General features: G+C 33.9%; 12 protein-coding genes. 8 read left to right on the top strand and 4 right to left on the bottom strand.

Going from position 1 to position 13,815, the window contains the following annotated elements:
* Positions 1–86 precede the first annotated feature (86 nt).
* From J2W95_RS14310 to J2W95_RS14280, 7 genes are all read left to right on the top strand, one after another.
* Entirely contained in the window at positions 87–1,340 is a 1,254-nt protein-coding gene (locus J2W95_RS14310) for a CinA family nicotinamide mononucleotide deamidase-related protein (protein ID WP_310008189.1), read from the top strand.
* Between the two features lie 72 nt (positions 1,341–1,412).
* The gene (gene rpmB, locus J2W95_RS14305; protein WP_024980263.1) at positions 1,413–1,649 is read left to right on the top strand and encodes a 50S ribosomal protein L28; all 237 of its coding nucleotides are present in this window, start codon (positions 1,413–1,415) and stop codon (positions 1,647–1,649) included.
* 27 nt (positions 1,650–1,676) lie between these two features.
* Positions 1,677–1,859 (top strand): 50S ribosomal protein L33, encoded by a 183-nt coding sequence (gene rpmG / locus J2W95_RS14300; protein WP_007805817.1) that lies wholly within the window; start codon positions 1,677–1,679, stop codon positions 1,857–1,859.
* Positions 1,860–1,904: 45 nt separating this feature from the next.
* Positions 1,905–2,057, top strand: a complete 153-nt coding sequence (locus J2W95_RS14295) for a DUF4295 domain-containing protein (protein ID WP_100429907.1) — start codon at positions 1,905–1,907, stop codon at positions 2,055–2,057.
* A 177-nt stretch (positions 2,058–2,234) separates the two neighbouring features.
* Complete coding sequence (gene ftsY / locus J2W95_RS14290; RefSeq protein ID WP_310008183.1) at positions 2,235–3,215, top strand: signal recognition particle-docking protein FtsY; 981 nt, start codon at positions 2,235–2,237, stop codon at positions 3,213–3,215.
* Positions 3,216–3,845: 630 nt separating this feature from the next.
* Complete coding sequence (locus J2W95_RS14285) at positions 3,846–4,289, top strand: lipocalin family protein (RefSeq protein WP_310008181.1); 444 nt, start codon at positions 3,846–3,848, stop codon at positions 4,287–4,289.
* Positions 4,270–4,566, top strand: a complete 297-nt coding sequence (locus tag J2W95_RS14280; protein ID WP_077376378.1) for a DciA family protein — start codon at positions 4,270–4,272, stop codon at positions 4,564–4,566. Before J2W95_RS14285 ends, J2W95_RS14280 begins: the two co-directional genes overlap by 20 nt.
* A gap of 111 nt (positions 4,567–4,677) precedes the next feature.
* Here the strand turns inward: J2W95_RS14280 and J2W95_RS14275 are convergent, their stop codons facing one another.
* The 3 genes from J2W95_RS14275 to bshC form a co-directional block, all read right to left on the bottom strand.
* Positions 4,678–5,097, bottom strand: coding sequence for a nucleoside-diphosphate kinase (locus J2W95_RS14275; RefSeq protein ID WP_035625955.1), 420 nt, complete (start codon positions 5,095–5,097; stop codon positions 4,678–4,680).
* Between the two features lie 110 nt (positions 5,098–5,207).
* Positions 5,208–6,479, bottom strand: a complete 1,272-nt coding sequence (locus tag J2W95_RS14270) for an acyltransferase family protein (protein ID WP_310008178.1) — start codon at positions 6,477–6,479, stop codon at positions 5,208–5,210.
* Between the two features lie 33 nt (positions 6,480–6,512).
* Positions 6,513–8,126 (bottom strand): bacillithiol biosynthesis cysteine-adding enzyme BshC, encoded by a 1,614-nt coding sequence (gene bshC, locus J2W95_RS14265; RefSeq protein ID WP_310008176.1) that lies wholly within the window; start codon positions 8,124–8,126, stop codon positions 6,513–6,515.
* A 108-nt stretch (positions 8,127–8,234) separates the two neighbouring features.
* Here bshC and J2W95_RS14260 point away from each other — a divergent pair, with 108 nt between their 5' ends.
* Positions 8,235–9,518 (top strand): MFS transporter, encoded by a 1,284-nt coding sequence (locus tag J2W95_RS14260; RefSeq protein ID WP_310008174.1) that lies wholly within the window; start codon positions 8,235–8,237, stop codon positions 9,516–9,518.
* Between the two features lie 129 nt (positions 9,519–9,647).
* On the opposite strand, the gene J2W95_RS14255 is transcribed toward J2W95_RS14260, so the two are convergent.
* Entirely contained in the window at positions 9,648–13,706 is a 4,059-nt protein-coding gene (locus J2W95_RS14255; protein ID WP_310008172.1) for a DUF7948 domain-containing protein, read from the bottom strand.
* Between the last annotated feature and the right edge of the window lie 109 nt (positions 13,707–13,815).

Genomic DNA, 13,815 nt, shown 5'->3' with positions numbered 1-13,815 from the left:
ATATAGTTACAAGAATTTTAATCATATAATCCACAACTGTATTAGTGTGCAGTTGTTGGATTTTTTTATTTAATAACAATAAATATATGAGAGCAAGCATTATCACTATTGGAGATGAGATTTTAATTGGTCAAATAGTAGATACGAATTCGGCTTTTATAGCGAAATCATTGGATAAGATTGGTATTGAAATAGATGAAATTATTTCGATCAGCGATTCGGCTGAACATATATTGGAAACTTTTTCTAAACTTCAAAATAAAGTGGATTTAGTTGTAATCACAGGAGGGTTGGGGCCTACAAAAGATGATGTTACCAAAAAAACTTTTTGTGATTATTTTGAAGATGTTTTAGTGGTTGATGAAGTTGTTTTAGCTCATGTTACGGAACTCATCGAGGGGTATTTCAAAAGAAAAATAACTCAGATCAATAAAGATCAGGCTTTGGTTCCTTCTAAGTGCACTGTTCTTCATAATCAAGTAGGTACTGCGCCGGGAATGTGGATAAAAAAAGAAAATACTGTTTTTGTTTCGCTTCCAGGAGTTCCTTTCGAGATGAAATATTTGGTTGAAAATGAAATTGTTCCAAAGTTGGTAAAAGAATACGAGCGACCTTATATTTTGCATAAAACTATATTGACTTATGGGCAGGGCGAAAGCTTGGTTGCTGAACGTTTGGAGGAATGGGAAAATAGTTTGCCTGAGTTTTTGAAATTGGCTTATTTGCCATCACCCGGGAAATTGCGTTTACGTATCTCTGGCCGAGGAAAAAATAAATTAAGGTTAGAAGAAGCAATTGATGAATATGTAAAATCTTTGGATGCTATTATTCATGATATAATTGTTGGTTTTGAGGAAGATGAAACGATAGAAGTGATTTTGGGAGGAATGTTGTCCAGGAGAAATCTTACGTTGTCAACTGCTGAAAGTTGTACCGGAGGTAAAATTGCCGAAATGATTGCTTCGGTTCCTGGGGCTTCCAATTATTTTAAAGGAAGTGTTGTGGCATATGCGACTGAAGTGAAAATAAATGTACTTGGTGTTTCTGAGTCTTTAATAAATGAGTATGGTGTTGTGAGTGCGGAAGTTGCAAAAGCGATGGCTTTGAATGTAAAAACATTGCTAAAAACGGATTATGCAATTGCAACGACAGGAAATGCTGGTCCCTCAAAAGGTGATGAAGCAGCAGAAGTTGGGACAGTATTTATAGCATTGGCTACGCCAAATCAAATTCTGGTTGAGGAGTTTAATTTTGGTCAACCACGTGAAAAAGTGATAGATAGGGCTTCAGTTAAAGGCCTCGAAATATTGCTTAAAGAAATTTCAAAAAAAGAACAATAAATATTTTGGTTTATAGGTTTATTTTTCTTTTCTTTGCACCCTGATTTTGAATAACGATAAAAGATAAGTATAATGTCAAGAGTTTGTGACCTTACAGGTAAAAGAGCGATGGTAGGAAATAACGTTTCTCACGCTATGAACAAAACTAAGAGAAAATTTTCTGTAAACTTAGTTAAAAAGCGTTTTTATCTTCCAGAAGAAGATAGATGGATTACTCTTAGAGTAGCAGCATCTACGATAAAAACAATTAATAAAAATGGAATCGCTGCAGTTTTGAAAAAAGCGCAGTCAGAAGGATTTATTAAATAATCTTTTCCAAAATAAAAAAATAGCAAGATGGCAAAGAAAGGAAATAGAATCCAGGTAATTTTAGAATGTACTGAACACAAAACTACTGGTGTTGCAGGTACTTCAAGATATATAACTACTAAGAACAAGAAAAATACTCCAGACAGATTAGAGATTAAAAAATTTAATCCAATCTTGAAAAGAGTAACTGTTCATAAAGAAATTAAATAATTAGAGATTTTTACTTAAGTAAAAGTTTTGTAAAACATTTGAATCATGGCAAAGAAAACCGTAGCATCGTTACAAACATCTTCTAAGAGATTATCAAAAGCCATCAAAATGGTGAAATCTCCAGTAACTGGCGCATATACATTCGTTGAATCTATTATGGCTCCTGAAGAAGTTGATGAATTCTTGAAAAAGAAATAATAACTATTACATTTTATAGAAAAGCTACTTTCATTCGGAAGTAGCTTTTTTATTTTCTATATTTACACCTTGAAATTAAAATGCTTTTTGAGAATTTCTTTAAAGACAAAATAGATTGTTTTTAATTGATTTTTCTTGTTTAAGTTGACAAATGTAAATTCCAAATCATAAAACTCCATGAGCTTTTTTAAAAAAATATTCTCCTCAGAGAAAAAAGACTCGAACCTAAGCGAACAGGCGAAGCAATCATTAGATAAAGGTTTAGAAAAAACAAAATCTACTTTTTTTTCCAAGTTAACCAAAGCAGTGGCTGGAAAGTCAAAAGTAGATGATGATGTTTTGGATAATTTAGAAGAAATTCTTGTTTCTTCTGATGTAGGAGTCAATACAACCCTTAAAATTATTACCCGTATTGAAAAAAGAGTAGAAGCTGATAAATATCTTGGAACTGACGAACTCAATCAAATTTTGAGAGACGAAATCGCAGGATTATTATCGGAAACTAACACTGGGGAAGGAACGGAATTTGTTATTCCAGTAAATACCAAACCTTATGTTTTGATGGTAGTTGGTGTGAATGGAGTAGGTAAAACAACAACAATTGGAAAGCTGGCTTATCAATTTAAAAAAGCAGGTTTTAAAGTGGTTCTTGGTGCGGCGGATACTTTTCGTGCGGCAGCCATTGACCAATTGCAAATTTGGGCAGATAGAGTAGGCGTACCTATTGTTCGTCAAGATATGGGAAGTGATCCTGCTTCAGTAGCTTTTGATACTTTACAGTCCGCAGTAGCTCAAAATGCAGATATTGTTATTATTGATACTGCCGGTCGTTTACACAATAAAATTAATCTGATGAACGAACTCTCAAAAGTGAAAAGAGTAATGCAGAAAGTGGTTGGTGATGCTCCTCACGATGTAATGCTTGTTTTGGATGGTTCTACAGGACAAAACGCATTTGAACAAGCTAAACAATTTACTGCAGCTACCGAAGTGACTTCTCTTGCGGTTACCAAATTGGACGGAACTGCCAAAGGAGGTGTCGTTATCGGTATTTCAGATCAATTTCAAATTCCGGTTAAATACATTGGTGTTGGTGAAGGAATTGAAGATTTGCAGGTTTTCAATAAATACGAGTTTGTGGATAGTTTTTTTAAATAATTGAGTTGGGTTTTTATGAAAAAATATAATCCTATCTACTTTTACTTTGTTAGTATTATTGCATTTGTATTGGCTAACATCTTTAGAGAGAAAAGTATTCCCTTGTATTATTTCTTAATGATTATTGGTGTTGTTTTCTTTGTTTTGGGTATTATTAAAAGGACTCAAAAGAAATAGAAAGCTGTTTTTACAAATGTAAAGCACTTATTTTTGACTATATGTTTCGTCGAAATCGTATAAAGCGAGGTTTACGTTATCTGTAACCTCTTCGATTAGTATGAATCTCATTTTTTGTAGAGAACCATATATTTTTTTACTTAAAAGCATAGATAACTTACGTTTTTCTTTATCGATCTTCAGTAAGGCAAGATATGTCATAATTTCTTGTATACTGTTGTAAACATAATTGTTGTCATTTTTCTTTTTCAAAAAATTGAAAATAGTTTAAAGGGGAAGTTTTTTTTATTTTCTTTGGATTTTTAAAGTTTAACTTTGTTGTATTAGTTGAAGATGTAGATTAACGGGATGCCCTAGCCCTGATAGCAGCGGTATCCTTTTTTGGGTGATTTTTCTTCACCAAAAAAGATACAAGCGGATAGCAGGAATAGCTCCTAAAAAAATAATTATTTTATGAAAAAAGTATTTGGTGTTTTACTAATTGCACTTTTATTTGTTGGGTGCAAGCAAAAAATAAATCCTGCTGACGTTGCTAAAATCAGCGGTTATTGGGAAATTGAAAAAGTGGTCTTTGAAGATGGAAATGAGAAAAAATATGGAGCGAATGAATCGTTTGATTATTTTCAAATAGATAAAAAGAATGTTGGGATTCGCAAAAAAGTAATGCCGCAATTGGACGGTACTTTTTTAGTAAACGATACGTTTGAAAATGTGAAAGTGCGTTTTGCAGATGACCAGATTTTTTTGGATTACAGTACGCCTTACATGAAATGGAGCGAGGAAATACTGACTTTGACAGATAAAGAGTTAGTTGTTTTGAATGCAGAGAAAAAGGAATATCATTATAAAAAAGCGGGACCAATAAATCTAGATGACTATGGCAAAAAGGCTAAATAATCAAAGTTCGATAGGGGACGTTTTGAAGCAAATTATCGAGGTCAATAAACTGCAGTCTGGAATGGATGAGATTGATGTGAAAGATGCCTGGCGAAATTTGATGGGGAATGGTGTGAACAGTTATACCAATAATGTGGTTTTAAAAGGTTCGACTTTGTATGTTCAGTTGACATCAGCGGTTTTGCGAGAGGAGCTAAGTCACGGAAAATCTAAGATTATTAAAATGATTAATGAGGAACTGCGTAGAGATGTGGTAAGGGATGTAGTTCTCAGATAGCAGAAATAAGAAGGCAGATTGCAGAAAAAGTGAGTAAAGACCCGATAGATTATAAAAAAAAAATCCCATTCAAAATGAATGGGATTTTTTATATAATCTGCAATCTGAATACTAGAACTGTTCTCTTCCAGCAAAGTGGAATGCACCTTCGATAGCAGCATTTTCATCGCTATCAGAACCGTGAACTGCATTCTCTCCGATTGAAGTTGCATATGCTTTACGGATAGTTCCTTCAGCAGCTTCAGCAGGGTTTGTAGCACCAATTAAAGTTCTGAAATCTTCAACAGCGTTATCTTTTTCTAAAATAGCAGCAACGATTGGACCACGAGACATAAATTCTACTAATTCTCCGTAGAAAGGTCTTGCAGCATGTACAGCATAAAATGCTTGAGCATCTGCAACTGTTAATTGAGTTAATTTTAGAGAAACGATTTTGAAACCACCGTTTGTAATCATTGCTAATATATTTCCGATGTGTCCGTTTTGAACTGCATCAGGCTTAATCATTGTAAAAGTTCTATTAGTTGCCATTTTTCTGTGTTTTAAAATTTTGTGCAAAAATATACTTTTTTTATCGAATGATTTTAGCAAATCGTCAATTTAATGATGAAAATCTGTTATTACTGTTGTTTTTCTTTTTTTTATACTTTGAAGTACATTTTCTTTTTGTAGAAATACGCCAAGAGTATAGACCAGATACCAGCATAAAGTAAGGCAAACATTAATGAAGCTGTCTTTGGATTACTGAAAAAAGGCTGAACTCCAAAAGCATATAAATAGTCCAAAAGGTTAATTTGCTCTGTTGGTGTTTTTGGGTTTGTAAGCGAAATCATAACCATGGCCTGCGGAACAATTTGAGAAAGGAAGAAAACTATCATTGGGTTTACTCCCCAAATGAGGAATAATTTGGTTCCTTTTTTATAATCGGCAATGTCAATGATGTAGTATAAAGCTGATAATGTAAGTGTAGCAAGTCCAGCAGTGTATAAAACATATGAGCTAGTCCAAAGTGCTTTGTTTATAGGGAAAAAGATATTCCAAATTTGTCCTAAACCAATTAGAATTACTCCTATAAAGAGTATTTTTTTAAATTTTTCGGTTTTTAATAATGTACTGTTTAGCAATTGTCCAATCAATAAGCCTATTATTCCAGTTACAATGGCAGGAATGGTACTCAGTATTCCTTCTGGATCCCAGGTTTTGGAGGATTCCCACATGTGTCCTTTTAAGAAAATGTTATCAACCCAGGCCGCTAGATTGGTTCCTTTTTCAAGGTTTGTAATTTCGAATCCAGGTGCCGGAATTAGTGTCATGATTGCCCAATATCCTAGCAAAATTCCGATAGCTGTGAGTAATTGTGTTCTTTGGGTAGTTTTCAAATACAAAAGAGAAGCAATAAAATAGACAATTCCGATACGTTGCAAAACACCGGGCAAACGAACTGATTGATACGCTTCGATGCCACTATACGCAAGAATCATGTAAATGATAAAAATTGCAACTGCCAAATACGTTTTTAGTTTAGCATCAAAATTTCCCATTAAGGCATAACCAACTAAAGCGGTAATTACTAGACGACCAATAATTAAGGGGATACCTTCTATTCCGAAGAGTTGTATGTTGCTAAAAAAGTTGAAAAATATTCCTAGACATATCATACGAAGCGAACGAGTGAATATTTTATTAAAAGTGGTACTGTCATAGGTTTTACTAGGCATTGCAAATGAAATTGCTGCTCCCATGATGAAAATAAAGAAAGGAAAAACCAAATCGGTTGGTGTGCAGCCGTGCCATTCAGCGTGTTCTAATGGAGGGTAAATTGCTGCCCAGCTACCAGGATTATTGACAATGGTCATTAAAAAAATTGTTAATCCTCTAAATACATCAAGCGAAATAAGGCGGTCTTTGGTCATTGGTTTTGTGGTTAGTTTTGGGTGGTTTATATTTTAGTCTAAAACTATTGTATTGAAATTTTGTTCTAATGGTTTAAGTTGGCTCACTATTTGAGGAATCAAGCGTTCTCCGTTTTCCAGATAAAATTCAGAAAAATTAGCTTGACGTTCCTGCAAACTTTGATTAGGAAATAATTCGTTTTGCAAGTCAATGATGCGTTTCAATTCATCGTGATATTTTCTTTTTTGAGCAATCAATAATCTCTTTTCAAGAGTTTCCAATCCTTTGATTTGTTTCGTTTCCTGTGCTTTTACAGCTCCCAAAAATGATTTGTCTGTATGGTTAGCCAATTCTAAAAGCATTTCAAATTGTTTTTTTAAAGCTTTCTTTTGTTCAGTAAAATCAATCGGAAAATCTGATAGTTTTTGGGTAATACGATTTACTAAAGTTGCTTGTTTGGTAAATAAATCAGCCCAAGACAGGTTTAATTTATCGACTTTCTTGTTCTGTTTTTCAGTTGCCAAAAGAACAGAGTTTCTCAACAATAAGATTGGGAAAGTGACTTTTGCGGAAGCGAAAAAAGACTTTAATTCCAGCCAATAAGCAATTTCCCCTCCTCCACCAATGTAGCATAAGTTGGGTAAAATGACTTCTTGATACAGCGGACGCATGATAACATTGGGACTGAATTTTTCTGGATTGCTTTCTAATAATGCCAGTATTTCAGTTTCGGTAAATTCGATTTTCGTGTGGTTGACTTTATAAATTCCGTTTTCGAGAATAATTCTTTCGCGTAAATCGTCTTCAATGAAGAACAAATTGATTTCGCGCGGATTCACTTGAACGAAATAATCGTTTAATTTTTCAATGGTTTCGGTTACCGTTTTGAAAGATGTTTGTTGAAGCAATTCTTCTTTTATATAAGGAATAAAATTGCGCTTCAAATTCTGATCATCAGCATCCAAAATAACTAAACCTGATGCTCCAAAAAGAGCATTGGCTAAAAATCGCGTTGCATCGGCTAAGTTGTCATGCTTGATGTAGGAATCTTTAAATAGTTTTTTGATAGTATTGGCATTGGTGCTGGAGCCAATTTCAAGGGCATATATCTCTAGGAATTCTGCAAGACCTTCTGTAGATAACCTTCCGACAGGTCCTTTACTTTCTCTATTCCAGTTGAATTTTTTCCCTTTAAAACTAAAATAATTGATTTCTTCAAAATCGTGATCTTCGGTTGCCATCCAATAAATGGGAACGAAGTTTTGGGAAGGATATTTTGTTTTTAATTCTTTAGTCAGATTGATTGTCGAAATAATTTTATACAAAAAATACAATGGGCCGGAAAACAAATTCAGCTGATGTCCTGTGGTAATTGTGAAAGTATCAGCACTAGCCAAAGCTTCAATATTTTGTTTCGTCAGATCTGATGTGGGAATTTTTGAATATTGGTTTTTCAGAACCGTAACTAAAACAGATCTTTTTGTGTTGAAATTGTTAATACTGTTACAATCGAAATTTTCTTTTTTTTCCTTTATTTGTTCTTCGAAATTTTCAAGATTTGGAAATCGATTGTAAAACAACTGTGTAGGCTCTTTTTGGTTTAAATAATCATTCATCAAAGGAGAGAAATATCCAGAGTTTTGGTAGCTAATACAGTCTGTTGGCATATTCAAAGTTTATTTGATGCTAAATTACCAAAAAATATTGGAACAAAATCTTTGTTACTTTTGAAAATTAAATTCAGTTATTAATTAGTTTAACAACATAAAATCCACATGGTAGAAACAAGCAAACCTGGCAAAGTAAATTCTTTAAAACATGTTCTTTTTGGCAGTTTAATAGGTACCACAATAGAATTTTTTGATTTTTATATTTATGCCAACGCTGCCGTTTTGGTATTCCCGCAATTGTTTTTTCCAAGTTCAGACACTACGATGGCAACCTTGCAATCGTTGGCAACCTTTTCGATAGCTTTTATATCACGTCCATTGGGTTCAGCATTTTTTGGACATTATGGTGACAAGATTGGTCGTAAATTTACTTTAGTAGCAGCTTTGCTGACTATGGGGATTTCTACTGTGACCATTGGTTTTTTACCAAGTTATGCCAGTATTGGTGTTGTCGCTCCTTTGTTATTGATGTTGTGTCGATTCGGGCAGGGAGTTGGGCTTGGAGGCGAGTGGGGAGGAGCTGTTTTATTGGCAATTGAAAATGCACCACCCAACAAACGCGCTTGGTATGGAATGTTTCCGCAATTAGGAGCGCCAATTGGTTTACTGCTTTCCGGAGGGACATTTTTATTGTTAACAGACTCAATGAATAATCAGGATTTTATGGATTATGGTTGGAGAATTCCTTTCATTGCCAGCTCACTTTTGGTAGTTGTTGGTTTTTATATCCGAACTAAAATCACAGAAACTCCTTCTTTCGAAAATTCTAAAAAAGAACATGAAGAAGTTAAAATCCCTTTTCTTACTTTGGTTAAATCGTATAAAAACCAATTGCTTTTTGGAACTTTGGCATCTATAACCACATTTTTGGTGTTTTATTTAATGACCGTTTTTACATTGAGTTGGGCTACTTCAGATTTGGGTTATGAGAAAAGAGATTTCTTATTGATCCAGTTGTTTTCGGTATTGTTTTTTGCTTTTTTTATTCCGGTTTCAGCGATAGTAGCAGATAAAATTGGACGACGCAAAATGTTGATTATTGCTACCATTTCCATTGCAATTTTTGGTTTTTTCTTTTCCCATTTTTTAAATTCCGGTAGTACAGTAATGGTAACTTTCTTTTTGTGTACTGGAATGGCTTTGATGGGATTCACTTATGGGCCTTTAGGAACGTTTTTATCTGAATTATTTCCTACTGCCGTTCGATATTCGGGAGCTTCATTGACCTTTAATATGGCTGGAATTATTGGGGCAGCTTTTGCACCTATGATTGCTATTTGGCTTGCATCAACTTACAGTTTGACTTATGTTGGTTTTTATCTGACATTAGCAGCTTGCATTTCTTTATTTTCTTTGTTGGCTATTAGCAAGAAAGAGCACAAATTTTAAATTAAATAACAATACAGTTTATTAAAGATTTGCAAAAAACGTTTTGCAAATCTTTTTGATTTATAACTTTAGTGTTTTACTCTCATATTTTAAAAAGTCCAATGAATGGGCTTTTTTTATAATATGTTTTTATCTCTTTAAGCTAAAATGGCCTTTATATTCTTTTCCGTTTTTTCGTGTAGCAACAAACCAATAATCAGTGGAGGGGAGAGTTTGTCCGATAAAAGTTCCGTCCCACCCATTGGAATTTGAATCCAGTTCTTTGAGTAATTTTCCAAACCGGTCGAATATTTTTAGCGTAATATCCTTTTCAGTGTTCGAAGCTTTGATTTTCCATGTATCATTGAATCCATCACCATTTGGAGTGAAAAATTTTGGGTACATCAATAAATACACTTCCTCGGTTGCTGTACCACAACCATTTTTGTCTCTTACGTGTACTGTATATTCGCCGCTATTTACACCAGAGAACTGGTTGCTGTTTTGGTAATTAGTTCCGTCAATTGAATATTCAAAATCCCCGGATCCAGTTACAAACACCGTAATCGTGTTATCATTGTCTGTCCAGTCTTTGGTTTCTATTGAAGTTATTTTAGCAATATTGGATGTTTTTACCATAAATATTTTATCACTGAAACAAGAAAGAGCACCGTAAGTTTTGGTAACAGTTACCGATAAATCTCCAGGGTTGTCTATGGTGATGGTTTGGTCAGTTTTCCCATTAGACCATAAATAACTGTCGGCACCCGAGCCAGCATCTATCAAAATACTTTTGTTTTCGCAAATAGGCACAATATCCTGAATAGGAATAATTGGTTTTGGAAAAAGAGAAATTTTTAAAACGGCTATTGCATAGCAAGGCGTACTTGAATTGATTCTGACGTAGATTCTATTTTCTCCCAATGTTAATTTGTAATTGGGAGCATTTTTTATTTTATTAGCGACCAAATCATTTTCGGCATCCGGCAGCGATTTATAATAACTGAAACTATAGTTGGCACTGTTTGAAATTAAAAATGAATTAAAGTCGTCCAGTTTTACGTATTCTGTACCATCATTCAAATCATCGCAAACAGAGAAGTCATAATTATTGGAAGGCAAAGTGCTGATCAAAGAAACAGTTACCGCCAATCTACTAACGCTTTCGCAATTGTTTTCTGTTTGTGAAGCGTAATAGGTTTTACCGTTCGCTAAAGCCGTGTTATCTGCTAAAAGATTACCAAGAGTTGAGCTGTCATGCCATTTTATAGTTGACCCAACTACTGCTATAGTACTCAAAGTTGGATTCTGACTGGAACAAAAACTTTGAGAAGCATCTCCTGTTGGAGCGATTGTGTTTTGAATGTTAACGACAATAGGGATTCTTTCGCTTTCGCAGCCATTTATTGTTTGTGAAGCATAATAAGAGATACCGTTTTGAAGAGGAGTTGTATTCGATAAAAACATTCCAGCTGTTAATTTATCATGCCATTTTATGTTTTGGCCAGTTGTTATTGTAATATCTTTTAAAGTTGCATTTTGTTGAATGCAGAACGGTTGCGGGGATAATGCCGTAGGTAATGGTTGGCTGCTAATCGTAACGGTTTGGTTTTGAGTAATCGAGTTTCCATTTCCATCATCATAATTCCAAACAACTGTATAAGTTCCTGGTAAACTATAGAAAAGTGGGCTTGAGGTAGTAGCTGTAATTACTCCTGCACAAGTATCTGTGGCGGTTGGAATTGTTGTTATTAAGGTGTGGCAATCTCCTATGATTGTTGGGAGAGTTGTGAGATTGGGAATGGGAGCAACTGTATCGCCAACAATTACATCAACAGTAAGAACACCATCACAAGTTCCTGTTCCTGTAATGTTACAACTGTATTGTCCGCTATTTAAAGCTGTTGCGTTTGGAATTGTTGGATTTTGATCTATTGAGATGAAACCGTTTGGGCCTGTCCACAAATAGTTTGTTCCTCCAGATGCTTTTAGTTCAAGAGATTTTCCAATACAGACTGGAGAGTTGGAGGAGGCTTTAATTAAAGAATAACAGTCTTTAAATTTTACCAAGAAAGCATCTGCTACATTTGGTAGATAACTTACACTACTAGGGTAAAGGTTTGGCTGATATGTATTTGGTGTTGCTATATTTGTTTGGCTATTTGTCATACCAGACAAATAAATGTAAGAATCATTGTCAACTGCTGTAATGTATGCATTATCAGCACTTTCTCCTGAATAATACGTAGCCCATTCTCTTTGTCCATTTGTGCTAAATTTTACTAAATAGGAATCGGTGCCAGCATTATTACTTAAAGGGATTTCTTGATATGAATTTGGAGTAGCGACAAATCCGTTTTCTACTCTTCCTGTAAAATAAATGTCACCATTTTTAGAAACGGATGCTCCAAGTGTTTCTGGAAAAAAATAAGAACCCCAAATTTTGTCTCCATTTGGATTAAATTTTAAAATACATCCACTATTAGTAGATATATGATTTTGTATATAAGTTTCTTGATAAACCCCAGTAGTTGCAATCCCTGAGTTACTATAAGTATTCCCAGAACAGTACAGGTTATTATTTGCGTCTACTCCAAGGTTAATAAAAACATCCTCACTGTTACCTCCAAAAAACTTATCCCAAATTTTGTTTCCATTTGGATCCAGTTTTATTAGCAACCCTTTTCTTCTCCATTCTGATTGTGGTAACGATAAATCTAAAGATGTTCCTAAAAAAAATAATTCTCCATTGGAATTTATTTTTGAATCAAAAAGGGTTCCTGGATAATAATAGGTTCCCCATATTCGATTTCCATTAGCATCAAATTTAATAATCATACCATTATATACTAAACCGTTAGTATTGTTTGAAATAGTTGTTAAAAAATTAGTTTGAAATGCTCCATTTGAGGATATATTTTCCTTACTACCAGTTTCACCAGAAACATATATTTTTTCATCAGAATCAATTATAATTGAAGAGAATTTGTCGTTGTCTAATCCTCCATAATAAGTCCCCCATTGTCGGATACCATTAGTGTCAAATTTAGCCAAAAAGCCGTCAAAGTAATCACTCTTAACAGGTTGGTAACTTCCATTTGTTGAGATGTTAGTATAGCTTTTACTTGTCCCGGCTATATAAATATTATCATTATTTGAAACTTTAATTTGACTAATTCCATCTGCATAAGTTCCTCCATAATAAGTTCCCCAAATTCTTGTTCCATCAGAATTAAGCTTTGCAAAAAAACTATCATAATCCCATTCTGCAGAGTAGTTACCTTGATGAGCACCTATTGAAGCAATATTGTTAGTGCTGTAAGTTTGTCCAGCCCAATAAACAAAACCGTCTTTGACAAAAACAGAAGATGGACTGTCCAATTTTTCTCCTCCATAATAAGTCCCCCAAAGTCTCACAGGAACAGGATCAATAATCACCGTTTTGTTAGAAACATTTTCCGAGCTTTCAAAACCGTAAACATTCTTCTTGATTTGAGTATATCCAACCACAATTTCCTTTTTGGTTTCTCCATCTTCTGTCCAGCTTGCTGGAAGGGTTTCCACCATTTCACCAAAATGCACACTCATTCGGATTTTATTATCAATCAATTCTGTTTGAGCTCCGCTGAATTTTAATTGAATATCTGATATTTTCCCTTTTGGATGAACTACAAAATTGTATTCTACCGTTTTTAATGTGTCTTTTGGGACCGTGAAAACCACATCGATGTTAGGATAAATATTTTTATAGGTTATTTGTTTGTATTGATGCACCATCAAAACTCCTTCGGGTTTGTTGGGTACATTATAGTAATTGTCATAATCCAAAGATTTTTCTTCGGTTGTCAATTCTACCTTTGGATTTGAATTTACAAAATCAATGTCAATTCTGTGAAATTGGTATTCTAAAGTATAATCGGGAAGTTTATCATTGTCTTTTGATGGAAATGGTAAAGGTTTTTTCTTTTCGTCGTGAGAATGATTGATAGGATGTTTTTTTGCTTCATAAACATCATACGAAAAACCATTTTTTTTCAACTGAACATTTAATCCGCCAGAGTTCAAAAGATATTTTACGGCATTGTTGGGTTTGCCTTTTTGATCTATAATCTGACCTTTATTTTCTTTAAAGCCAATAGTCTTATTTTTATTTTGGGCAAATGAAGAAATTGTAATTAATACTATTAAGAAGAGTAATTTTAGGTTCACTATATGCAAATTTGGATGACTTTGTAAATGTATTTAAATATTTATAAATTATCCAATCCAGTTTTTTAATTTGATATAAATCAACAAATAAAAAATAGCAATTCGCTTT

The sequence above is a fragment of the Flavobacterium granuli genome (assembly GCF_031456055.1).
GTDB lineage: Bacteria > Bacteroidota > Bacteroidia > Flavobacteriales > Flavobacteriaceae > Flavobacterium > Flavobacterium granuli_A.
The sequence above is the reverse complement of the archived record's forward strand: the minus strand, read 5'-3'. Positions and strand labels throughout refer to the sequence as shown.

Coding starts and splice junctions, on each gene's coding strand:
- J2W95_RS14275 (WP_035625955.1), bottom strand. CDS start 5,097: ATGGCAACTAATAGAACTTTTACAATGATTAAGCCTGATGCAGTTCAA.
- J2W95_RS14310 (WP_310008189.1), top strand. CDS start 87: ATGAGAGCAAGCATTATCACTATTGGAGATGAGATTTTAATTGGTCAA.
- J2W95_RS14270 (WP_310008178.1), bottom strand. CDS start 6,479: ATGACCAAAGACCGCCTTATTTCGCTTGATGTATTTAGAGGATTAACA.
- rpmG (WP_007805817.1), top strand. CDS start 1,677: ATGGCAAAGAAAGGAAATAGAATCCAGGTAATTTTAGAATGTACTGAA.
- J2W95_RS14285 (WP_310008181.1), top strand. CDS start 3,846: ATGAAAAAAGTATTTGGTGTTTTACTAATTGCACTTTTATTTGTTGGG.
- ftsY (WP_310008183.1), top strand. CDS start 2,235: ATGAGCTTTTTTAAAAAAATATTCTCCTCAGAGAAAAAAGACTCGAAC.
- J2W95_RS14280 (WP_077376378.1), top strand. CDS start 4,270: ATGGCAAAAAGGCTAAATAATCAAAGTTCGATAGGGGACGTTTTGAAG.
- bshC (WP_310008176.1), bottom strand. CDS start 8,126: ATGCCAACAGACTGTATTAGCTACCAAAACTCTGGATATTTCTCTCCT.
- rpmB (WP_024980263.1), top strand. CDS start 1,413: ATGTCAAGAGTTTGTGACCTTACAGGTAAAAGAGCGATGGTAGGAAAT.
- J2W95_RS14295 (WP_100429907.1), top strand. CDS start 1,905: ATGGCAAAGAAAACCGTAGCATCGTTACAAACATCTTCTAAGAGATTA.
- J2W95_RS14260 (WP_310008174.1), top strand. CDS start 8,235: ATGGTAGAAACAAGCAAACCTGGCAAAGTAAATTCTTTAAAACATGTT.